Origin of the sequence: Sphingomonas sp. R86521 (assembly GCF_042466235.1) — a bacterium.
Taxonomy (GTDB): Bacteria; Pseudomonadota; Alphaproteobacteria; order Sphingomonadales; family Sphingomonadaceae; genus Sphingomonas.
This window is the reverse complement of sequence record NZ_JAXHBY010000001.1, coordinates 1,777,634-1,802,104: the sequence shown is the minus strand read 5'-3', so window position 1 is coordinate 1,802,104 and position 24,471 is coordinate 1,777,634. Positions and strand designations below refer to the sequence as shown.

Sequence of the window (24,471 nt, the reverse complement as noted above, 5' to 3'; positions counted from 1 at the left end):
CTCAGACCTTTTCGATGGGATGTGTGGAGGGCCGTGCGACCGGCGCGGTGCGCCCGCCGAACAGCCAGATGGCGAGCACGCCGAGCGGCACGATCGCCGCCGACAGAGCAAAGATCGGGCCGTAGCCATGGACGGTCATCACCGGCACCAGCCAGGTGGTGACCAGCGTGCCGGCGACCGCGGCGGTGCCGCCGATCCCCGCCAGCGACCCGACCGTGCCGCCGGCGAAATAATCGCCCGGCAGCGTCTGGACGTTGTTGATCGCGATCTGGAAGCCGAACAGCACGACCGCGATCAGCAGCACCGCATAGAGCGGCGTCGCCGCGGTCGCGGTCAGCAACAGCGCCGGCAGCATGATCGCGCCGCCCGCGGTGATCGCCACCTGCCGCGCGCGCAGCGCCGACCAGCCACGCCGGATCAGCCTGCCCGATGCCCAGCCGCCCAGCAGGCTGCCGAACATCGCGCCGACGAACGGCACCCAGGCGAACAGGCCGATCTGCTTGACGTCGAACCCGAAGGTCTCGGCGAGATAGATCGGCAGCCACGACACGAACAGCCACCACACCGGATCGAGGAAGAAGCGGCTGACCAGGATCGCCCAGGTCTCGCGGTGACGGAGCAGTTGTCCGAGGTTCGGTGCATAACCGGCGGGCTTCCGCACCGCGTCGAGCCCCTCGCCCGCGATATGCGCGCGCTCCGCCTCGCTCAGCCAGGGATGCGCGCCGGGCTCACCGCGATACAGGAACAGCCACGGCACCAGCCACAGGAAGCCGAGCACGCCGATCAGCAGGAAGGTCGCGCGCCAACCCAGCCCCTCATAGAGGATCGCGACCAGCGGCGCCGAGATGATCGCGCCGATCGCGGCGCCGGAGTTGAAGATCCCCTGCGCCAGCGCGCGTTCCTGCGGCGGAAACCAGGCGGCGTTGGCCTTGACCGCGCCCGGCCAGTTGCCCGCCTCGCTCAACCCCAGCGTCACGCGCAACACGCCGAGCAGTCCGAGCGAGCGGACCATCGCATGCCCGGCAATCGACACCGACCAGAAGAAGATCGACGCGACGAACCCCATACGCGTGCCGATCACGTCCAGGATGCGACCGAACAGCGACTGGCCGACCGCGTAGGCGATCATGAATACCGTCACCAACAGCGCGTAGTCGGACTTGTCCGCGCCGATGTCCTTCGACACCGCCGGCCACATCACCGCCAGCGCGTTGCGGTCGATATAGTTGATCACGGTCGCCAGCCCGATCAGCGCGATGACGAACCAGCGCAGGCCCCCAACTTTACCTGGCATCTTGCCCTGCATCATTTCGATCCGGCTTCGATCCGCGCGATATGCCCGGTCCAGCGCACCGTGCGGCCATCGATCGTCGCGGTGTGCGGCTTACCGGCGGTGACGTCGTCGGCGACCGCAATGGTCACCACCGGCCCCTTCAGCGGCTCGATCGCGATCACGTCGCTATCGGCGGCGCGGACGTGGTGCAGGCTCCGGATCTGGCTGACGCTGGCGACCGTGGTCTCCGCCGCCGGGTCATAGGCGCCGTGCGGTTCGAGCAGCGAGACGAAGGTCGCGTCCTTCACGCCCTGCACGCGCTGGATCAGCAGCGGCTCGCGGCGCAGGTTGAACCGCGGATCGTTTGCCCCGCTCTCGCCGAGGATCATCGTCGTGCCGGCGGGCGGCAGCATCCGATAGGTGTAGAAGGTGCCGCCGTTGATCCAGGTCAGCGTCGCGGTGTCCGCGGTCGGCGTACCGGTCGCATCGACCCAGATATGCTGATAGCCATTGGCCTTGCCCAGCACCGGCCGCGCCGCGGCGTTGGACTGCAGCGGGAAGCCGACATCTGTGATCTGCCCGGCATAATGCAGCGGCAGGTCATAGATCGCCGGCGCCGCGCCGGTCGCGCGCAGCAGGTCGAGCACGATCGGCCCGCTTTTGCCCCAGTCGAGCTGGACCAGCGTACGGCGGAAGGTGACGCCCGGCCACGCCCCCGCCATCTCGGCGGTGCTTGCCTTCAGTGCCCCCTCGCCCGAGAAATAGAGCTGCTTCGGCGCAAGGTCCTGCCCGATTTTCCACTTGCCGCCGAAGTTCGACGTCTCGTTCACCACCAGCGTGTTGTGCGCGACGGTCTGCTTGGCCCAGCTCTCGTTCTCCTTGAGGTAGCGGCCGCCGTCCTTGCTCTCGATGTTGAGGAACCGCGCCGCGCCGTAATCGGTGACGATCGCGGTCCCGGCGTTGTAGAAAATCCAGTTTAGCTTGTCGAAATGGCCGTGCCCCATGCCCATCGCGCTGTTCTTCGCGACCAGCACCTGTGCGTCGTCGCCCGTACCCGATCGCATCACCGCGAGACCGCCTTCGTCGCCGTTGGGGCCGTCGCGGAACAGCTGCGAGGTGTAGGCGAACGGCTGTGCCTTGCCCGCCGCCAGATCGCGCGCGACCGCGAGGCCCGCGGGCGTCAGCACGGTGCGCCCCTGCCACTTCGCGATCGACAGGAAGCTCGGATCGCGGGTCGCCGCATAGCCGATCGCGACCGCCTGGTAGAGCTCGTCGGTCTTCAGGCTCTTGTCGGGCATCGCGTCGTTGAGCGGGAAGAAATAGCCGTCATAGGTCAGCTGGATGGTGGTGCGGATCGCCTTGGGCAGCACCCCGCCATGCCGCTCCCAGATCTTCAGTTCGGGCTGGTTCGCCTGGATCGCATCGGCGAACACCACGAACGGCTGGATCGCATAGCGCTGGTAATAGGGCCCTTCGGTATAATAGCCGTCGGGCGAGAACAGCTGGTCGACCTGCGCCAGGAAGCCCGCCTTGCCGCTCTTGTCGGTGCCCTTCAGCGCGCGTGCGACCAGCTCCGGATCGTGCAGCACATACCCGGTCATGCCGACGCCGGCCGCGGCCCAGGTCGCATGGTTGTGGATCAGGTTGAAGGTCTTGGCATTCCCGACCGACAGGAATTCCGCCATCTTGCGGAACATGTTGGTATCGATCGTCTCGCGGTCCGCCGCGCTCAGCGTGTCGCGGATCGCGTCATAGCCCTGGATGCCATAGACCAGCCAGACGCTGTCGTTGAGGCTCTGCCAGAACAGGCGCCCTGCGGCTTCGTTGGCGGCGGCCGGGTGCGGCCCGAGCGTCGGATACAGCTTGGCGTATTCGAGCAGCATCGCGCGCGCGAAGTCGGCATAGGCCTTGTCGCCGGTGATCCGGTACAACAGCCCCGCGCCGTACAGCGCCGTGTAGTTGCGCTTGTGCTGTTCGTGCGTGAAGCCGCCGCCCGGATCCTTGGGGACCGGCACCTGGATTCCGGCGCGCATCGCCTTGTCGACCGATTTGCGGGTGCGCTCCACCTCGGCGGCGAACAGCGGATAGCGCTTGGCGTCCGCCGCCATCAGCTTCAGGCCAGCGCCGTCGAACAGCACCGGCGCGGTCTGCGCGTGCCCGATGCCCGGCGTCGTCGTCGCCAGCACGATGCCCAAAGTCCAAAGCGGAATACGCATCAAAGGCCCTTTTCATTGTCGGCGATCACTTCTCGGGGCGGCCCCCGATAGGTGAGTTCGCGCACCGCCGGCGACGGCGTGCGCGTGAAGATGTTGTGGCGGATAAGCGTGTGCGGCGATCCGACGCTGTGCGCGATGCGGATACCGGTCGCGTGGCGGAAGCGGTTGCCGGATATCGTCGTGTCCTGGACGCCGGACAGCATGATCGCGCCACCACCGGTGATCGTCGAGCCGGACAGCGTGAAGCGTGGCCCGAAGGTACTTTCATCGGTACCGGCGCGCAGCATGTCGGCGATCGTGGCGACGCGTTCGAACTGCGCCCCGTCGATCGTCACCTGCTCGGCGCCGTACCAGCCCTTGCCACCCGTCTCCGCTGCCAGCGCGAGCACGGCGCCCGAGACACCGGCGATACGGCTGTCGCGGATCGTGATGTCGCCGGCCAGCGTTCCCGGGGTGGTCGCCAGCACGCCGAATCCGGGCGCGCCATCCATGTGTTCGAAACGGGCGTTGGTGACGAGGATACGGTAGTTGGCGAGCATCGACCGTGCGCTGGTGCGGATCACGGCGTTGCCGGCGATTTTGGGCGCACCGGTGCCATCGATCACGACGCCGTCGAGCGCCAAGCTGCCGCCGTCCTCCAGCTGGAACAGCGTCGCCGCTTGCTGCCGTAGCGTCGCGCCGCCCGCAGGGGTCGCGCGGACCGTGAGCGGGTGCCGGACGATCAGCGGTACCGCGACCGGATAGTCGCCGGGCGCCAGTTCCAGCACGCCGCCGGGGGGCGTGCTGGCGAGTACGCCGCCGGATGCCACGCGAACGACCGGCCCGGTGCCGAATGCCACGGTTCGCGACGCCGGCTTCGGGTACCAGTCGACGCCGACCTGCGCACGGGTGATCGGCGCCAGATCGCGGCCTGCTCCCACCCCCGCGAGTGCGGGATCGACCGGGTAGAGCAGGCCGTTCTTTGCGCGCACGAGCTTGACCGCGCGCTGGGCCAGACCGGGCGCGGACGGGCTGGCGGCATCCATGACGTTGCCCTCAAACGTGACGCCCGCTGCGTCGCCCTCGAGCCGCAGCGGATCCTGCCCGCCCGCGCCGGTGATGAGGTTGCCTGCCATCCGCGTCTCGCGCGGCGGCTGCGACCGTTCGGCATCCGCGCCCGCACCGATCGTCACCTGCGCGACCTGGATCAGGCTGTTGCGCTCGATCGTTGCCAGCCGCACCGGCATGTAGCGGTTGACGGGCGAGTTCGGGACGCCGTTCATGACCGCGATCGCGCTGGTGAAGTCGACCCCGGCGAGCCCCTCCATGTAATTGTTGCGGATCGTCTGGCGCTCGTTGATCACGCGGATCCCGCCGGTATGTGCGACGCCCTGCCCCAGGAACACATTGTCCTCGACGCGATTGCCGCTGCCGTGGCGCAGCACGACCGAGCCCTGCGAGCGCAGGAACAGGTTGCGGCGGACGCTGTTGCCGCCCGACTTGACCGAGACGATCTCGACCTCGCCGTCGCATTCCTCGAACAGATTATCCTCGACGATTGTATGCGAATCGCTGCCGGATTCGGTGCTGGTGCCGATCCGGATCGTCTCGCCGCCGTTGGACCCGAGCGGCGGGCGCGGCCCGAAATAATTATGGTCGATGCGCAGCCGGTTATCGAGCGGCATACCCTTCTGCCGCACCACCACCATCATCGCGCCAGCGTTCTGCTTGCCCTCGAAATGCGAATGATCGACGCGATTGTCGCTGCCGTAGATCGCAATCCAGTGATCCTCGCGCCGGCGATCGGGGTTGTTGAAGCGATCGATGACGACGCCGGTCAGGCGACTGTGATCGGCCCAGTGCTTCGCATCGGTACGGAACGCGATGACGTCGCCGCCCGTTGCGTGGCCGTCCCGGAAGACGAGGTTGGCAACGACGAGATAGCGGCCGGCGAGCTTGAGGCTCGACGTGCCCGTCAGGACGACCCGACCGGGATGCTGCGCGGTCAGCGTGATCGGCCGATCCGCCGTCCCGTTTCCGACCAGAACCAGCGCAGCGTCGCGCCACTCGCCATCGGCCAGCGCGATCGTATCGCCCGGCTGCAGCCGCGGCACCGTGTCCCCGAACTGCGCGACGTCACCGACTAGCCAGTCGCGCGCCAACGCCGGTGCCGCCCCCGCCATCAGGGCCGATATCGCGATGATCGATAAAACGCGCAAACCTCATCCCTCTGACGCGGCCGTTCGCGGACCTGCTATTGGACTAGCAGATATATGCCGATCTGCGGGACGCATGTCCATACCAGATTGTCGCACCAGAAATCATCGAAGGGAGCAACGCTTATCGGCCGTGGTCGCGATTGCCCCTCTCTAGTGCGGCGTACCGCGAACGGCTAAGGCCCCGTCGACAGACCACCAACGCGGTCTGCGCACTATTCCCGTTTGCCCGATCGGTTCTTGAAGATGGACGACGCACACCCGCCTTCATGGCGTGTCGCCGGTTTCGCGCTGTCGGCGGCGGGCGCGATGCTGTTCGCGATCAAGGGCGTGCTGATCAAGCTGATCTATCGCTACGGGATCGATACGACGAGCCTGCTGGCGATGCGGATGGTGCTGGCGGTGCCGGTGTTCGCGCTGGTCGGCGCGCACCGGTGGTGGCGGCTGGATCGGCACGCGCGACCGGACGCCCGCACGCTCGGGCTCGCCATGCTGGTCGGCATCATCGGCTATTACGTGTCGTCCTGGCTCGACTTCCAGGGACTGCAGACGCTGGATGCGCAGATCGAGCGACTGATCCTGTTCACCTATCCGTTCTTGGTGATCCTGTTCGGGCGCGTGCTGCTGGGGCATCCGCTTCGCGCGCATGCCCTGACCGGCGCCGGCTTGAGCTATGTCGGCCTGTTCGTGATGTTCGCCGGCGAACCGACGCGGCTGGGGACGGCGGCGCTGATCGGCGGCGCGTTCGTCGCGACCGCAGCGGTGACCTTTGCGCTTTACCAGCTGTTCGCGCGCGAACTGATCCTGCGCTGCGGGCCATCGCTATTCACCGCAGTCGCGATGAGCGCGGCCGGCGTGACGGCGTTGCTCGCGTTCTTCCTGACGCACCGCGCCGCGGCGCTGGTGCCGCCGTCGGGTGCGTGGGCCTTGATCATGGCCTTGGCGGTGTTCGCGACGATCGTCCCTGCGTTCCTGATGTCGGCGGGGACCGCGAGGATCGGCGCGCAGGGCACTGCGATCGTCTCGACGATCAGCCCGGTGGTGACGATCGGCGTCGCGATCATGGTGCTGGGCGAACCGTTCGGCTGGCCGGAGGCGGTTGGGACGGTCTGCGTGCTGGGCGGCGTCGGTTTCTTCAGCGTCATCGAAAGCCGCACGCGCATGAAACCGGCGGACGAAGACGTACCCGCCTGACCGGGAGCAAGCTGCTTTACATCGGCAATACACCTGATAGCTTGGGCCCTACGGGGGACCATCGATGCTCGAACTTACCAATGTCACGCACGTGTACGCCAACGGCACGCGGGCGCTCGACGATGTGACGCTGAGCGTGCCCAACGGGATGTTCGGGCTGCTCGGGCCCAATGGCGCGGGCAAGTCGACGCTGATGCGGACGATCGCGACGTTGCAGACGCCGACCGCGGGCTCGATCCGGTTCGGGGACATCGACGTGATCGCGAACCCGGAGGCGCTGCGCGAGACGCTCGGTTATCTGCCGCAGGATTTCGGCGTGTACCCGCGGGTCAGCGCCTATGACATGCTCGATCACATGGCGGTGCTGAAGGGCATCGCCTCGGCGCGCGAGCGCAAGGAAACGGTCGAGACGCTGCTCAACCAGACCAATCTCTGGGCCGTGCGGAAAAAGGCGATCGCGGGGTTTTCGGGTGGCATGCGCCAGCGCTTCGGGATCGCACAGGCGCTGATCGGCAACCCCGCGCTAATCATCGTCGACGAACCGACCGCAGGGCTAGACCCAGAGGAGCGCAACCGCTTCCTCAACCTGCTGGCGGAGATCGGCGAGAACGTCGTCGTGATCCTGTCGACACACATCGTCGAGGACGTCGCCGACCTGTGTCCGCGCATGGCGGTCTTGGCGGCGGGGCGGATTCAGCTCGAGGGCGCGCCGCTCGACCTGATCGAACGGACCCGCGGTACCGTCTGGGCCAAGACGATCGGTCGCGACGAGCTCGACGAAAGCCGGCTGCGCTACGAGGTGATCTCGACGCGGTTGTTCGCCGGCCGGACGATCATCCACATCCTGTCGCCCGACGATCCCGGCGACGGCTTCACGGCAGCACGCGGCGGGCTGGAAGACGTGTATTTCTCCACCCTCGCGCGGTCGCGGCGCGTGCCCGCGGCGGACATGACCTCCTCGACCATCGCGGCCTGAGCGCGATGTTCGGCCAGATCGCCCGCTTCGAACTCCGCTATCAGTTGCGCAACCCGGTCTTCTGGACCGTCGCGATCCTGTTCTTCCTGCTGACCTTCGGGTCGATGACGATCGACCAGATCAAGATCGGCAGCGGCGCCAACATCCACAAGAACGCGCCGGTGGCGATCGCGCAGATCCACCAGATCATGTCGCTGTTCTTCATGTTCGTGACCACCGCGTTCGTCGCCAACGTGATCGTGCGCGACGACGAAAGCGGGTTCGGCCCGATGGTGCGATCGACCCGGGTCGCGAAGTTCGACTATCTGATGGCGCGCTTCCTCGGCGCGTTTACCGCGGCGGCGCTGGCGTTCGCCGCGATCCCGCTGGCGATCTGGCTCGGATCGCTGATGCCATGGGTCGATCAGGAGGCGCTGGGGCCGAACCGGCTGCACGACTTCGCCTATGCGTATTTCCTGCTCGCGCTGCCCAACGTCTTCCTGACCTCGGCGATCTTCTTCGCGGTGGCGACGATGACGCGGTCGATGATGTATTCGTACCTCGGCGTGATCGTGTTCCTGATGCTGTACCTCGCGCTGATGTCGATCATCCGCGCGAAGCCCGAATGGCGCGCGGCGGGCAGTTATGTCGAACTGTTCGGGATGGGCGCGTTCGGTTCGACGACGCGCTACTGGACGGCGAGCGAGGCGAACGCCGGGATGCCGCCGTTCGTCGGCGTGCTGATGTGGAACCGCGTGATCGTGATCGCCGTCGGGCTGGTCGCGATGGGCGTCGCCTATGCCCGCTTCTCGTTCACCGAACGCGGCGTCTCGAAACGACGATTGCGCCGGCAGCAGCGCGCGACCGAGAAGCTGGCCGCAACCGCGCCGCTGACCGTAGATCGCCTTCCCGCCGCGCGTCCGGCAGAAGCGAACTGGACGCGGCTGATAGCGCGCTGCCGGTTCGAGATGGCGCTGGTGTTCCGCAGCCCGGCGTTCGTCGTGCTGATGCTGGTCGGGCTGTTCAACGCGCTGGCCGCGTTGCTGTTCGCCAACGAGATGTTCGGCGCGCCGATCCGCCAGCTCACCTTCGCGGTGATCGGCACGCTGGAGGGCAGCTTCAGCATCATCCCGCTGATCATCGCGATCTATTATTCGGGCGAGCTGGTCTGGCGCGACCGCGAACGGGGGATGCACGAGATCGTCGACGCGACCTCGCTGCCGAACTGGGCGTATCTGGTGCCGAAGGTGCTGGCGATCACCGGCGTGCTGTTCGCGACCGCGGTGATCGCGGCGCTCACCGCCTGCGTGGTCCAGCTGGCACGCGGGCAGACCGATCTCGCGCTCGGCCATTATCTGGCCTGGTGGGTGCTGCCGATGACCGCGGATGCGGTGATCCTCGCGGTCCTCGCGGTATTCGTCCAGGCGCTGAGCCCTAACAAATATGTCGGCTGGGCGATCATGGTCGTCTATCTGGTCGCCACGATCACGCTGACCAATCTGGGGTTCGAGCACCCGCTGTATCAATATGGAAGCACCGGCACGGTCACGCTGTCCGACATGAACGGCGCGCAGGTCGGCGGCCCCCGCGCGTGGTGGCTCAGGCTCTATTGGGGATCGGTCGCGTTGGCGTTGTGCGTGTTCGCGCACCTGCTGTGGCGCCGCGGTACCGAGACCCGGCTCCGGGTCCGCCTTGCGCAGATGCCCCGCCGGCTGCTCGGCGCGCCGGGCGCGGTGATGGCGAGCGCGCTGGTCGTGACCGCGGCCAGCGGCGCATTCCTGTATCACGACATGGATGTCATCAACCGCTATCGCACCACGCAGGACGGCGAGGCGCGGCTGGCGAGCTACGAGAAGAAATACCTCCGATACGCCAAGCTGAAACAGCCGTCGGTCACCGACATGCGGCTGAACGTCGCGCTCTACCCCGACCAGCGGCGGATGGAGTCGAGCGGCAGCTACGCGTTCGTCAACGACACCGGCGCGCCGTTGTCTGACCTTCACGTCCGCCTGATGAACGATCAGACGCATCTGGGCAAAATCGTCATCCCCGGCGCACGGCTGGTGATGAACGACGGCGATCTGCAATACCGCATCTACCGGTTCGCGACCCCGCTCGCGCCCGGAGCACGCGGCACGATGGCGTTCCAGGCAACGCGGTGGCAGCGCGGTCTGGTCGCCAACAACGACGATACGCGGGTCGTCGGCAATGGCGTCTTCCTGCAGAACGCCGAGTTCGCGCCGCAGTTCGGGATGAGCCAGGACGGCCTGCTGCAGGACCGCGCCAAGCGTCGCAAATACGGCCTGACGCCCGAACTCCGCCCGGCCAAGCTGGAGGACCGTTCGGCGCAGGCGCGCAACCTGATCAACAACGCGCCGTGGGTGCGGTCGGACATGACCGTCTCGACGATCGCCGGCCAGGTGCCGGTGGCGCCGGGTCGCAAGGTCGCCGACTCCACGGCAAACGGACGCCGGACCGCGCGGTTCGTGTCGACCGCGCCGATCCTCGCCTTCTTCTCGGTGCAGTCGGCCGCCTATGCCGAACGATCGCGGACTGTCGACGGCACGCAGCTGACGGTGTTCTACGATCCGCAACACGCCTTCAACGTCGATCGCATGCTCGACGCGATGCAGCGCTCGCTCGCCTATTACCGCGCCAATTTCGGGCCGTACCAGTTCGACTATGCGCGCATTCTCGAATTCCCCGGTTACGCCAGCTACGCGCAGGCCTTCGCCGGGACGATCCCCTATTCGGAACGCATCGGCTTCGTCGCGGACACCCGCAATCCCGACAAGATCGACTATGTCAGCTATGTCACCGCGCACGAGCTGGGACACCAATATTGGGGCCATCAACTGGTCAGCGCCGACATGCAGGGCGGGTCGATGCTGATCGAGACCATGGCGCAATATTCCGCGCTGATGGTGATGAAGCACCAGTACGGCGACGACAAGATCCGGCGGTTCCTGAAATACGAACTCGACAGCTATCTGCGGTCGCGCGGCGGCGACGTGGTCGAGGAACTGCCGCTCGATCGGGTCGAGAACCAGGGTTACATCCATTATCGCAAGGGGTCGCTGGTGATGTATCTGTTGCAGGACCGGCTGGGCGAGACGCGCGTCAACGCGATGCTGCGCGGCCTGCTCGCCCGCTACCGGTTCAAGGGCAAGCCGTTCCCGCGCTCGCTCGATCTCGTCGCAGGCTTCGTGTCACTGGCGCGCACGCCCGCCGAACGGCAGTTGGTGCTTGACCTGCTCGATCGCATCACCGTGTACGACCTGAAGACCACCGCCGCGACCACGCGCAAGCTGGCCGACGGCAATTTCGAGACGGTGCTGACGATCGACGCCGCCAAGTTCTACGCCAACGGCACCGGCGTCGAGAAGGCCGCACCGCTTCTGGACACGATCGACGTCGGCGTGTTCGACCAGCGCCCCGGGCTCGGCAGCTTCGCCGCGAAGGACGTGATCCTCAAGGAACGCCGGCCGATCGTCTCGGGCGTCCAGACCGTCCGCATCGTCACGCGCCACAAGCCGGCGTTTGCCGGGATCGATCCCTACAACATGTACGTGGACCGTAACGGCGACGACAACGTCGTCGCGGTTACGGCCCCGTCATGATCCCCCGCCCCGCTTATTCGGACGCGGTCTTGCGGTAATCGAGTGGCGGTTTGCGATCGCCCAGCATCGCCTTGTAGGTGAAGTTCGGCCCGCGACGCTTCTCGAACTCCGCCTTGGCCGCTGCGATCTCGGCAGGATTGCGGAACAGTTCCGCCGCGGTCAGCGCCAGCGTCTTGGTGGCGACGATCGCGCCCTTCACGCCGATGCTGGAGCCCGCCGCGGCGACGTTCTGCCAGCTATGCCCCGCCGATCCCGGCACGAAGGTGGCGGTCGACAGCCCCACCGTCGGCGTCACCCAGCTGACGTCGGACACGTCGGTGGATCCGCCGATCGCCTTGGTCTCCAGCTGAGCAGGCTCGATCTCGGCGACGCTTGAAAGCGCAGGCGCGCCAGCTGGCATCGATTTCTGCAGCTCGGTCGCGAACGCGGTCTCCTCGGGGGTCCAGGTGATGCCGCCCGCAGCGTGCAGCCCGCGGTCCATCGCCTTCATCAGGACCTCGTTCGACAACAGGCTGTAGACGCCGCCGGTCTGTTCGAAATCGACCGTCGTCTCGGTGCCCATCGCGGCGCCCTGCGCGGCCTTCTTGACGCGGTCCATCACCGACTTGACGATCTCGGGGTCCTGGTCGCGGACATAGTAATAGACCTCCGCCTCGTCCGGCACGACGTTGGGCGCCTTGCCGCCGTTGGTGATGACATAGTGGATGCGGGTGTGGTCGGGGACGTGCTCGCGCATCATGTTGACCATCATGTCCAGGCCCTCGACTCCGTCGAGCGCCGACCGGCCCTTTTCCGGCGCGCCCGATGCGTGCGACGATCGGCCGTGGAAGCGGAACTTGCCGGAAATGTTGGCGAGCGACGGCGCCTGCGACGCCGAGTTGGTGTTGCCGGGGTGCCAGTGCAGCACGGTATCGACGTCGTTGAACAGCCCTTCGCGAACCATATAGACCTTGCCCGATCCGCCCTCCTCGGCGGGCGTGCCATAGACGCGGATTTCGCCCTGGACCTTAGACTTGACCATCCACTCCTTGACCGCGATCGCAGCATAGGTGGAGGCGGTGCCGAACAGATTGTGCCCGCAACCATGCCCTGCATCACCGCCCAGCGGCGTGCGCACCGGGGATGCCGCCTGCGACAATCCGGGCAGCGCGTCGTACTCGGCTAGGATGCCGATGACCGGTCCGGTGCCGACCTTGAAGCTGGCGACGAACGCGGTGGGTTCGCCGGCAACGCCTGCCTTCACGGTAAACCCCGCGGCCTTCAGGCGCTGTTGCAGCAACGCCGAACTCTGCGTCTCGAGATAGCCCATCTCGGCATATTTCCAGATCGCCAGCGCGGTGTCGGAGATCGGCTTGGCGTTGGCGTCGACCGCCCCGATCAGCGCGGTACGGTCGGCGGGCGCTAGCTCCTGCGCGGCGGCAGGCACGGCGACGGTCGCCATCAGCGCCGCCCAGAGCATCTTCGTCTTCATGGATATGACTTTCACAACAGGGGGACGGGCGGATCGAAAGGTCAGAACTTCTTGGTAATGCCCATGAAGAAATACCGGCCGATCACGTCGTAGTTCTGCGCGTCGTAATTGGCCTCGGTGTCGCCGACCTGCGGTGGCTTCTTGTTGGCCAGGTTGGTGATGCCCATCCGGAACTCGGTCTTCTCGCCGGTCTCGAACCGCGCGTTCAGGTCGAACACGTTATAGGCAGCGACGCCGCGCGTGGTGCTCGCGGGGTTCACGACCTTCGCGGACGAGATCATGCTGTCGATATAGCGCCAGCGCAGCCCCAGGCTGGCCCCGCCCAGCGAATAGGTGAACGACGTCACCGACTTCCATTCGGGATGCGCAAGGCCCGCCGTGGTCTCGACGCCGGTGCCGATGCTGCCCGCATAATTGTAGCTCGGTGCGCCCGGCAGTGCCTGGATCTTGAACGATTCCAGATAGCTGACCGCGGTGTTGAGCGCGATCGTGCCGGAGTCGCCACCCAGCCCGATGTCGGACAGGTTGACCTTCCAGTCGAACTGCACGTCGATGCCGCGGACCTTGAACGTGCCGAGGTTGAGCAGCGGCTGCAGTGGATTGACCGGCACGCCGTTCGCGGTGTTGCGCGAGATCAGCGAGCAGTAATAATTGCTGGCGGCGTATTGCGGGTTGTTGCCGCCCGAGTTGAAGCAGAACTGGAACGCCTGCGCGATCGACAGCGGACCGACCGCCTGCTTGATGTCGATGCGGTAGTAATCGATCGACAGCGACATGTTGCGGAACACCGGCGACGAGAAGGGCGACTGGATGACGCCACCCGCCGAATAGGTGTCGGCGATCTCCTCCTGCAGGTCCGGGTTGCCGCCGGTCAGCGCGAACACCTGCGCGGTGCCGAGCTGATAGCTGTCGATGATCGCGGTCGGGATGCCCTGCGACAGGCACAGCGCGCGGACCTGCCCGCCGTTGGCGCCGACGCGGTAGGACGAACGCACGTCGCACGGATCGCCGGTCGACGTCGTCGCGGTCGGGCTGCCGATCGCGACGCTGCCGGTCGACACGGGGGCGTAGAGCTCGCCCACGCTCGGTGCGCGGATCGCGCGGTTGTATCCGCCGCGCAGGCGCAGCGCGTCGAACACCTGCCAGTTCGCATCGGCCTTGTACGCATGCACGCCGCCGACCGAATTGTAGTTCGAATAGCGATAGCCGAGATCGAGATCGAACTGCTTGATCAGCGGGATGTCGTGCAGCAGCGGCACGAGCAGCTCGCCATACGCCTCGCCGACCTTGACCTTGCCACCAGCGGCGCGGAGCACGCTGTAGCCGAGGATGTCGCTGGTGCCGTCGGGCAGCGACAGCTGCGAATCCGGCTGGAAGGCGTAGGAATTCTCGCGGTAATCCGCACCGACCGCGAAGCGCAGCTCGCCCGCGGGCAGGCGCGCGATGCCACCCTGGATGTTGCCCTCGACGGTGCGCTGCTTCAGTTCGTTGGTGTTGAGCGTCCGGCGCGAGATGTAGCTGATGCACTCCTGCGACGGCGTGATGTTGCCGAACGGGTTGAAGCCCCCTGCGCACAGGTCGGCGCCACCGGTCGGGCTGTTGAGCAGCCGCGCGACCGCGCCTGCGCTGGCGCCGCCGCTCTGCGCATTCTCGAACTTCGCACGGCTGGTGTTGGCATAGAGATCCCAGGTCCAGTCGCGCACGCCGATCTTGCCGGATAGCCCCGCGGTGATCTGGTACACGTCATACTCGTAGCTCTGGATCCGCGGACCCAGGATGTTGAGCGCCTTGTAGAAAGTGACGGGCGCGCCCGGCGTCGGCCGCGACGCGAGAATCGATCGGAACGCCGGCGAGATGAACGGATTGGTCGTCGGCACGGTCAGGCCGTAGACGTTCGAGGCAAGCGTCGGATTGGTCAGCCCGGTCGAGCTATAGGTCGTGTAGCTGAACTGGGTGAACGCCTTGATGTTGTCGGTGACGTCGTAGTCGACCTTGCCGAACACCGAATACCGATCGAGATCGGCTTGGATCGACCCGCCGTTATAGCCGAAATTGACCTGCTGGCTGTTGGTGCCGCTGTTGACGATATAGGCCTCGTCGGTCTGCGGATCGCGGTAGTTGAGCACCGGCACGCCCGAGCTGCTGAACAGCGTCTGGTCGGTGTTGAACCCGATCTGCCCGGTATAACGGCCCGCCGCGTTGCCGGTCAGCGCCTGGGTACCATATTGCCCGACGAACACCGAGTTGACCGCGGCGAGCGTCGGCAGGTTCGCGCCGAACAGCGCGCTGCCCTGCGGGATCGTGCTGAGCCCCGGGGTCGTGGTGCGGAAGGTGAAATAGTCGCGCTCGGCCTGCTGCGCGGTGTCGCGGCGGGTATAGTCGATCGACAGCACGGCATGGCCGCGTTCGTCGGCGAACGCCGATCCCGCGGTGGCGGTGATGCGATAGGTGTTGCCGTCGCCGTAGTTGCTGACGCCGGTCTGGCCGTTCAGCTCGATCCCCTTGAAGTTGCGGCGCAGGCGAAAATTGACGACACCGGCGGTGGCGTCGGACCCATAGGTTGTCGACGCGCCGCCAGTGATGACCTCGATATTCTCGATCAGCGCCTCGGGGATGGTATTCAGATCGACCGAGCCGTCGGGGTTGGACGGCTGCAGGCGACGACCGTCCATCAGGATCAGCGTACGCTTCGAACCGAGCCCGCGAAGGCTGGCATTGGCCTGCCCACCGTTGAGTCCGGTGCTGGTGCTGCCGGTATTGCCTTGCCCGAACGCGCCGGCGAACTGCGGCATCTGCGACAGCGCGCTCTCGACGGTGATGCGGCCGGTATTCTCCAGCGTATCGCTCGACAGCGAAACGATCGGGCTGTTCGCGACATAGTCGGACCGGGCGATACGCGACCCGGTGACGGTGATCTCTTCGGCGGGTGCATCGTCGGACTGTTCGGCCTGGACGCTGGCCGGCGGCGCGGTCGGCACGCTGCTCTGCGCGTGCGCGGTGCCGGCGACGACTGCGATGGAGGCGCAGCTCCCGACGAGAAACGCGCGCGTGATACCCCGTGCAACCATGTCGTATTTCCCCTTGAACCAACCGCATCGTTGGCGGCCTCAAGGATCAAGACGCGGTCGAAGGACGGCCCCTCACGCACGACGTGTAAAAAAGTTGCAACAAAAAGGGAGCGGCCGTTTCCAACCGCTCCCCAGATGCTATCCTCGTGTACTATTATATCATGGTGTCAGCGCGTGGCAGCCACCGACGGTCCGTATAGCAGCCCGTTGAACAGCAGCTTGAACGTCGCATAGGGCTGCGCACGCTGGGTGACCTCGGGGCCCATCGCGAACAGTTTTCCCTTGCCGAGATCGACGTCTGCCACCGCGACCGTCCCGTCCAGTTTCTCCTGCCCGACTGCCCAGCCACTGCGCAACGGCGCCTTCCCCTCGAACCACGCCACCCGCTTCGCGCCGGTTCCCGTCAGCGTGAACGGCTGGCTCTCGTCGAAGAAGATATCGACCGTCGGGGTCATGCCGTACGCCAGCGGCTGGCGCGTATCGATCCGGGCGGACAGCAGCGAACCAGGAATGTAGAACTGCTTCTTGTCGAGCGCGGCCAGCGTCCCGTCGGCCTTCTTGGTGACCAGCGCAGGCTGGATCTGCGGATCGAGCAGCGTCGCCAGCCGGTTCGCGCTGCCGACCGTCAACACGGTGCCGCCCGCCTTTGCGAACGCCGCGATCGCCGGCAGCGTCTTTTCGGGCGTCACCTCGCCCAGCCAGCCGCGATAGGCCGCCGGGATGTCCTTGGCGTCGGGCATCCCGAACCGATAGCCGCCCGGATACGGGCCGCCCGCCGTCGTCGGCACGGTCCCATCGGCGAACAGCAGCACGTCGTATTTGGCGTTCAGGTTCCCGGCATCGAGCTCCTGCGGATAGACCACGCTGAACGGGAACTCGTATTGTTCGAGCAGCCAGCGGGTCCAGCCGGCGGGGATGACGCCGCCATAGCGATCGACCAGCCCGACGCGAACCGGCTTCAACGCCAGTTTGGCGCCGACCGGCGCGCGGGCCACCGCATAGGCGTCGATCCCGAGCTGCGTCGTCGACGACGCCAGGATAGCGCTCGCGGCCGGCGACGCCGGAATCCAGATCGCGCCGGGCGCCAGATCCTTGCCGCCCGCCTTGGTCGCGGACTCGATCCACGACACCGACACGCCAGCCTTCAACAGCCGGTTGGTCAGCATGAAGCTGTTGTTCGCCTCATGCCCGACGATCCACCCCGCCTTGCCCGATCCGACCACCCGGCCTGGCGTCACCGCCAGCAGGTCCGGCACGCGTTCGAACGTCCCCGAAAAGCCGTCGAGCACGCGGTCGAAAGTCACCCCCATCTGGTACGCCAGCGTATAGCCGGTGATGTCGTACGGCGCTTTGGGCGGACCGCCCGGGAATTCGGGATCATGCGGATGATCCTGCGGTTCGAACATGTCGATCACGTGCGGGCGATAGGCTTGCGCGGTCTTCACCACGTACGATCCCGCCGGGTAACGCTTGCCGCCGGCGGTGAACGGCGCGGTGGCGCGATCGACGTCGACGCCGTTCTTGATCAGCGCGTTGAGGAACGCGATCGTCGTCGGCATGTCGCGCTGGTCGGGCGCCAGCACATAGCCGCGCGGATCGCGCCTGGCCGGGTCCTGCAGCACCGTGGCATAGAGCGACGATGCGACCATGCCGTCCTTGGCGCGGCTGTTGTACCCGACATAGCCCTCGTCGGCCTTGGCCCCCTTGCCCGCTTCCTTCAGCGCATCGACGCGTTTGGGCGTGGTGGTCCAGCTGTCCTTGCTGCCCCGTGCGACAGCCTGGCTGCCCATCCGCCAGATGTTCATCAACAGCCGCTCGCGGTTGCGCGACGCGTAATCCATCACCGCGCGATCCAGCGACCATTGGTATTCCAGGCTATCCTTCAGATGCCAGTCGCCCGGCGCGATCGGCAGCGGCTCGTCGCTACGCGCCAGCTGGGTATCGGCGATCAGCGGGATCTTCTCCGGCGTCGGCCCGCCGATGATCTCGGTCAGCAACCCGATCGAGTTGTGGAAATACGCCACCGATCGCTCCATGCCGTTGTGCCAGGTCGAATAGGGCGCCGCGCTGCGCATTCCCGATCCGCCCTTCTGCTCCGACACCAGCCGGCTGTGCATCGCCGACCCGACCTCCTGCAGTTCGGTCATCACGATCGGGTTGTAGTTGAAATTGAACGGATCGCGGAACGGCGGCACGAACACCACCATGCCCGCGGGACCGGTCTGGTGCTGGTTGAACACGATCTGCGGAAACCATTTGCGGAACAGCATCGTGTTGACCGCTTCGGTCTCGGGCATCTGCACCATGAAGCTGTCGCGGTTGTTATCATGGCCGATATACTTCTGGTACAATCGCGGAAGCGTCTTGAACTCGCGGGTACTCTTGTCGGCGTTGCGCATGTACCAGTCGGCGACCAGCTGCAGCCCGTCCGGATTATCCTGCCCGAACAGCACGATGTCGTCGTTCAGGATTCGCATCGTCTCGGCATCGGTGCCGGTCAGCATGCGGTACAGCACGTGGATCTGGCTCTGCGTCGTCACCGTCTCGGACGCGTGCATGCCGGCGTCGATCCAGACGATGGCCTTGCCCTCGTCGGCCAGCGCCTGCGCCTCGGCTTCGGTCCGCACCTCGGCCTTGGCGAGTTTCCGCGCGATATCCTGGTAATGGTCGAGCTTCGCCAGGTTCGCGGGCGAGCTGACGATCGCGACCCACATCGTGCGGCCCTCCGCCGACTTGCCGATATCGACCAGCTTCATCCGGTCCGACTGGCTCGCCAGCTTTTTCAGATACGCTTCATAGGCATCGTAGTTGGCGAGGAAATAGTCGCTGCCGGGCTCCTGCGCGAACGCCTCGAACGGCGCGGTGATCGTGCCGACCTTGGGGGTGATCGGTTCGGCGGAGGCGGCACCCGCGAGCGCAAACACCCCCGCGCCCAGAAGCAGCATGGTCTTCGTCATACGATATCCCCCTTGTGCCGCCGGACGTTGCCGGCCCCGTATCGATCAAGACGCACGCGCGAACCGCCCCCTCAGCAGGCCGCGACAATAAATCAGCCGGGCAACAGGTCGAACGCCACCGTCAGCCGCGAAGCCTCGCCGGAGAACGGTTCGGTGCCGTGCCAGAGATAGGACGGGAACAGCACCAGCTGCCCCGCCACCGGCCGGACATGCCGCATCGGCGGCAGCGCGGGGCTGGTCGGCACGCCCGGCCGTCCGAACGCCAGCCAGCCCTGCGGTTCTTCCGCCACGGACTCCGGCAGGTCGACATAGAAGGCGGACGACAGCCAGCCGCGCGGATGGACGTGATCGGTGTGATAGCCGCCGGGCTGCAGCAACACCGACCACGCGCCCGCGAACCGATACGATCCCGTGTTGCGTCGCCGCACCGGGTCGTCCCCTGCTCCCAGCTGCGCCAGATGCGCACGGATCGGTTTGTCGAGCGCAGCGAACAACGCGCGCAGCACCGGATGATCGACCCGGCTCAGATCCTCCTGCGTCTGGCTGCCGTGACGCAGCGACTGGTCGAGCGGATGCGTCCGCCACGCGTGCCGCTCGCAGAGGCTGACGGCGACATCGCGCAGGAACGCGGCAAGCGTCGCCCATCCCGGCGGCACGTCGATACTCTGCGCGGAAATCAACGCCGGATCGTCGCAGAGTGCCGCATGGCGCGGATCGCCGAGCAGCCGCCAGCCGGTGGTGAGCAACGCAATCACGCCCTGATCGTCCGGTGCCGCCACCCCGATCCGTTCCGCCAAGCCGGCGCCCTCCGCGACACGACCGAGGTGGAGCAACGCCTCGACCGCCGCCTTCGCCGCTTCGGTCGACGACGGCGCGAGCCGCAACGCTGCGGTCGCGTGCGCAAGCTGAGCCTCGCCATCCCCCAGAGCCGCGCGCGCATTCGCCGCGAGCAGGTGCAGTCCGGCATCCGGCGAACGTGCGATCGCACGGTCCAGCACCGCCGCCGCCCGCGCCGGTTCGCCCGCACTCATCAGCACGACCGCCTCGACCGACGCCAACGCCGGCACCCGCGCCGCATCGACCGAGGCCAACGCCGCGCCGACATCCGCGGTCCGCATCCAGCGCAACTGCGCCAGATCGCGGTGCGCGGTCACATAGTCCGCGCGCATCCCGATCGCCGACAGGAACGCCGCCTCCGCCGCATCCAGATCGCCTGCCCCCTGCAACGCACGGGCATGAACCAGCCAAGTCTCGGGCGCCTTCGATCCCTTGGCGAGCGCCCGCGCCGATGCCGCCGCAGCAGCGGTGAACTCCCCCAGATCCCCCAGCGTCGAGGCCAGGTTATGCTCCGCCACCGCGCTTTCGGGCCGTTCCGCGGCGGCGCGGGCATACAGCGTCGCGGCGGTGCGCAGGTCGCCCGCCGCCTTCGCCTGCCGCGCCTGCTCCATCGCGGCGGATGCGGTCACTTGGGCTCGGTCACCATCAGCACCGCGAGCGCCAACGTGCGGATCCCGGTGCGGATCGCCTTGTCATGATCGGGTGCGAAGAACGGCGAATGGTTGCTCGGCACCGCCTCGCCCTTCGCCTTGTACGCAGCCAGCGTCGCGGCATCATAGCCGCCGATCGTGAAATAGACCGAGGGCACGCCGGCATCGACGAACGCCGACCAGTCCTCGCTCGCCGACCATCCGGGCGCGGTCGCAGGCAGATAGGTGACGCGGTCGCCGCCCGCCGCCGTCAGCGCCGCCGCCGCGCGCTCGGCGAGCGCATGGTCGTTGAACACCGCCGCGGTGCCGTGCAGCCATTTCACCTCGGGCGCGGGCGCCATCGACATCGCCGCCGAGGCGTCGGCGGTCCGCTTCACGCCGTCGAGCAGCAGCTGCCGCACATCCTTGTCGAACGAGCGCAGGCTAAGCTTCAACACCGCGGTGTCGGGGATGATGTTGCCGACGGTGCCCGCCTGGAATGCGCCGACGGTGACAACGCCGAACGCGTTCGCGTCCTTCTGGCGGCTGATCACCGCCTGCACGTCGGTGACGAAATGCGCGCCCATCACGATCGGGTCGATCGTCGCGCTCGGCATCGATCCGTGCCCGCCGCGACCCTTGAAGGTCACCTGCACGCTGTCCGAATTGGAACTGGTGACGCCGTCCTTGACCAGCACCGTCCCCGCCTCGCCCGATCCGACATGCGCGGCAAAGCCGTAATCCGGCTTGGCGAATTTGGTGAACAGCCCGGCGTCGAGCATCGCCTTGGCGCCCTTCAACTGTTCCTCGGCGGGCTGGGCGATGAACATCAGCGTGCCCTTCCACTGCGCCTTCATCGCCAGCAGCGCCTGCGCCGTCCCGACCCACGCCGCCATATGCACGTCATGCCCACAGCTGTGCGCGACGAACGTCGTCTTGCCCTCGAACTCGGTCTGCGCGCGGCTGGCATAGGGAAGCCCGGTCTTCTCCTCCATCGGCAACCCGTCGAGTTCGGTGCGGACCATCACGGTCGGCCCGGGACCGTTCCGATAGATCGCGACCACCCCGGTTCCGCCGACCTTCTCGGTCACGGCAAAGCCCAGCGCCTTCATTTTGCCCGCCAGCAACGCGGCGGTCCGCACCTCCTGCATCCCGATCTCCGGATGCGTGTGGATATCGCGGTACAGCGTGTCGAGCGCGGGATAGGCCTTCTCGATCTGCGCATCGATCGTTGTACGGTCGCGCGCCGGATCAGCCGACGCCGCGCCGACACTCGCCATCATCGCACACCCGGTCAGCAGCAGCCGCATCGTCTTCATCCGAAATACCCATCGTTCGAGACCGGGGACGCGCGTCCCCTTGCCATGCAAGACGCGGTTGTGCGCGATGCCCTCACCGCTGCAAAGCCGCGCGGATCAGAAATCGCGATCGAGCGACAGCATCACCGTGCGCGGCGCGCTGCTGTAGAGTTGCCGCTCGCCGAACGCGCTCGACGTCAGCCGGTTCGCACCGATCGCGTTCAGCAGGTTGCGCACCGCGATCCCGGCGCGCCACTGCGCCAGCCGGATATCGGCGTTGGCGTCGATCACGAACCGCGCCGGTGTCACCTCGTAATAGGTGCTGCGATCGTTGAACGCGGTGCGCACACGCGTCGCGCCGACCGCGTCGACGCCGACCGTGACGATCTTGCCGCCCGCCACCAAAAGACTGGTCTGCGCCCCAACCGCATAGGCGAGCCGCGGTACGTTGGGCAGCGGATCGCCGCGCCGCCCTGCGCCGTCGGTGGTATTGACCGGCTGATCCTCGCCCAGCCGGGCATAGGTATAGTTGGCCGACCCGGTCAGCCGCACGGCGCCGATCGCCAGGCTCGCCTTCGCCTCGACCCCATCGATCCGCACCGTGCCGATATTGGTGTTGTACCCGAACGCGCCGTTGACGCTGGATGCCGCATAGATCGTGTCGGACCAGTCGATGTGATAGACCGCGCCCTCCAGCCCGATCCGCCCGCCCGCGATCCTGGTCCTGGCGCCCAGTTCATAGCTCCAGACATGGTCGGCGTCGTAACTGCGTTCCTGATCGGTCAGCTCGGGCGTGATGTTGACCCCGCCGGGCCTGAACCCCTCCGCTGCGATCGCATAGACCAGCGTCTCGCCCGGCAGGCGATAGGCGAGCTCCGCCTTCAGATTGGTGCCGTCGTCGGCGCGCGCGTAGCGGTCGGTGCCGATCGCGCCGGTACCGGTGATAATGTTGGGGACCGGCACCGACCCGTAAGCGGTGCGCGTGTAATGGAAATACCGCAGGCCCAATGTTGCCGACAACCGCGGCGCCAGCCCCCAGCGCGTCTCTGCGAACAGCGCTTGCTGGTCGAGCGCGCTGTGCAGCAGCCGCAATCCGGTGATGTCGAGCGGCACGATGAGCAGTCCGGTCGTTGCGTCGGCACGAACCGTATAGCTCTCCGCCGAATCGCGCCGATGCTCGATGAACGCCCCAACCGTCCAGGCCAGCGTGCCCTGCCGGTCGGACGACGCACGGACCTCCGCGGTCGTGCTCTGGACGTGGAACGGCTGGTACAGCACGCCCGGCAGCCGCGTCTGCAGATAGGCCTGGAACGCGCTGCGCTGATCGGCCGTGCACCCGGTATCGCCGGCGAGCATCGCATAGCGCCGGCAGCTCGCCTCGCTCGTCGCCTGCCGCGCCAGCACCTGCGTGAAGTCTGCCTGCTTCACGATCGTCCAGTGATAATGCGATCCCGTCGCCACGATCGCGACATCGCCGGTGGTCCAGTGCGCGGTGACGCTGGCCAGGTCGAGCCGCTCACGGTTGGGCGTGCGCACCGGCTGGTCGTTGCGATAGCGGCCGAGGTCCGGGTACCAGAACCCGGCATCGTCGATCCGCGTGTCCTGATGCAGCGCCAACGCATCGACGCGCAACCCCTGCACCGGCATCCAGGCGAGGCCCAGCCGGACGCCTTCGCGCAGTATGCCGCCGGTGTCCTTCAGCCCGAGCCGATCGTTGTCGACATAGCCGCCGGTGGTCCGCCGGTGCACGACCACCCGCGCCGCCAGCGTATCGCGCACGATCGGCGCGTTGACGACGGCCGCGACGTTGCCGCCCATCCCACCGCCCTGCACCGCGGAAACGCCGGTCTCGACATGCCCCGTCCAGCGCGTCGCATCGGCCTGGTTGAACAGCACCCGCAGCGTACCACCCATCGAACTGGCGCCGTACAGCGTCCCCTGCGGCCCGCGCAGCAGCTCGATCCGGTCGACATCGACCAGGTCGACATCCGGCGTGCTCGCGGCGGGATCGAAGGTCGTCCCCGACGGTCCGCTGATCGGCGTCTCCCCGTAATAGACCCCGACGGTCGACTCCCCGGTGCCGGTGACGCCCCGGATCGCGATCCGCTGCTGCAGCGGCGCGGTCGCGATCGGTACGAGCCCGGGCAGCAGCGCGGCGGCACTGCGCAGGTCGTACGCACCCCGCGCCATCAACTGCGCGCCGGTCACCGCGTCCATGCTGATCTCGGTATCGCCGAGCGCGGTCGGCCGTTTCAGCGCGGTGACGACGATATCAGCCAGCGGTGGCGCGACCTCGACCATGACCGCAGGCGATCGCGCTGCGGGTATCGCGCGCACGACAGTCCGGGGAACGATGATGATCACCCCGGCGCGCCCGTGCTTTGCGACCAGCCCGGTATCGGCCAGCAACGTCTTCAGCGCACGATCCGGATCGATCGGCCCGTGCAGCGCCGGGGTCGTGCGGCGGCCGATTATCATCGGATCGAACAGGATCTGCTGCCCGGTCTGCGTCGCCAGCTGACGCAGCGCGACGTCGAGCCGCCCCGCCGGAATCGCCAGCACCACCCGGTCGCGCGGAGAGGCCGCGGCGACGCTGACGGCGCCGCACGCCGCGACGATCGCGATCGTTCGTGAAAGGCCACGGGCATGCATCAGGACGTGTAGTTCGACCCCCCGGTTAACGCGGTTGCCCCTCCCGCCCGTTCTTATGACGGTTTCGTCACACTGTCCGCTTGACGCCCGACTGGCAACATGATCG

The 24,471-nt window shown here is 66.9% G+C and carries 12 protein-coding genes; 3 read left to right on the top strand and 9 right to left on the bottom strand.

All coding sequences use genetic code 11. The annotated features are described in order from the left end of the window. Position 1: 1 nt before the first annotated feature. The 3 genes from SJY20_RS08365 to SJY20_RS08355 are packed head-to-tail and all read right to left on the bottom strand — an operon-like array spanning position 2 to position 5,651. The gene (locus SJY20_RS08365) at positions 2–1,294 is read right to left on the bottom strand and encodes an MFS transporter (protein WP_380786260.1); all 1,293 of its coding nucleotides are present in this window, start codon (positions 1,292–1,294) and stop codon (positions 2–4) included. Between the two features lie 11 nt (positions 1,295–1,305). Then, positions 1,306–3,489: an alginate lyase family protein gene (locus SJY20_RS08360; RefSeq protein WP_380786259.1), complete on the bottom strand. Its 2,184-nt coding sequence runs from the start codon at positions 3,487–3,489 to the stop codon at positions 1,306–1,308. Continuing rightward, entirely contained in the window at positions 3,489–5,651 is a 2,163-nt protein-coding gene (locus tag SJY20_RS08355; RefSeq protein ID WP_380786258.1) for a chondroitinase-B domain-containing protein, read from the bottom strand. Before SJY20_RS08355 ends, SJY20_RS08360 begins: the two co-directional genes overlap by 1 nt. A gap of 279 nt (positions 5,652–5,930) precedes the next feature. Here SJY20_RS08355 and SJY20_RS08350 point away from each other — a divergent pair, with 279 nt between their 5' ends. From SJY20_RS08350 to SJY20_RS08340, 3 genes are all read left to right on the top strand, one after another. Further along, complete coding sequence (locus tag SJY20_RS08350; protein WP_380786257.1) at positions 5,931–6,878, top strand: DMT family transporter; 948 nt, start codon at positions 5,931–5,933, stop codon at positions 6,876–6,878. 64 nt (positions 6,879–6,942) lie between these two features. Continuing rightward, a complete protein-coding gene (locus tag SJY20_RS08345; protein ID WP_380786256.1) occupies positions 6,943–7,854 on the top strand; it encodes an ABC transporter ATP-binding protein in 912 nt (303 codons plus the stop codon). Positions 7,855–7,859: 5 nt separating this feature from the next. After that, a complete protein-coding gene (locus SJY20_RS08340; protein ID WP_380786254.1) occupies positions 7,860–11,453 on the top strand; it encodes a M1 family aminopeptidase in 3,594 nt (1,197 codons plus the stop codon). Positions 11,454–11,466: 13 nt separating this feature from the next. Here SJY20_RS08340 and SJY20_RS08335 read toward each other — a convergent pair whose 3' ends face one another. The 6 genes from SJY20_RS08335 to SJY20_RS08310 all read right to left on the bottom strand — a co-directional run bounded on the left by SJY20_RS08335 (position 11,467) and on the right by SJY20_RS08310 (position 24,365). Continuing rightward, entirely contained in the window at positions 11,467–12,924 is a 1,458-nt protein-coding gene (locus tag SJY20_RS08335) for an amidohydrolase (RefSeq protein ID WP_380786253.1), read from the bottom strand. Positions 12,925–12,965: 41 nt separating this feature from the next. After that, on the bottom strand, positions 12,966–15,992 hold the full coding sequence (locus tag SJY20_RS08330) for a TonB-dependent receptor domain-containing protein (protein WP_380786251.1): 3,027 nt from the start codon (positions 15,990–15,992) through the stop codon (positions 12,966–12,968). A gap of 167 nt (positions 15,993–16,159) precedes the next feature. Continuing rightward, on the bottom strand, positions 16,160–18,949 hold the full coding sequence (locus tag SJY20_RS08325; RefSeq protein ID WP_380786249.1) for a M14 metallopeptidase family protein: 2,790 nt from the start codon (positions 18,947–18,949) through the stop codon (positions 16,160–16,162). Between the two features lie 92 nt (positions 18,950–19,041). Next, positions 19,042–20,415, bottom strand: coding sequence for a putative 2OG-Fe(II) oxygenase (locus tag SJY20_RS08320; protein WP_380786247.1), 1,374 nt, complete (start codon positions 20,413–20,415; stop codon positions 19,042–19,044). After that, a complete protein-coding gene (locus SJY20_RS08315) occupies positions 20,412–21,734 on the bottom strand; it encodes an amidohydrolase (protein ID WP_380786246.1) in 1,323 nt (440 codons plus the stop codon). The genes SJY20_RS08320 and SJY20_RS08315 overlap by 4 nt, the downstream gene beginning before the upstream one ends. A gap of 96 nt (positions 21,735–21,830) precedes the next feature. Continuing rightward, a complete protein-coding gene (locus SJY20_RS08310) occupies positions 21,831–24,365 on the bottom strand; it encodes a TonB-dependent receptor domain-containing protein (protein WP_380786245.1) in 2,535 nt (844 codons plus the stop codon). Between the last annotated feature and the right edge of the window lie 106 nt (positions 24,366–24,471).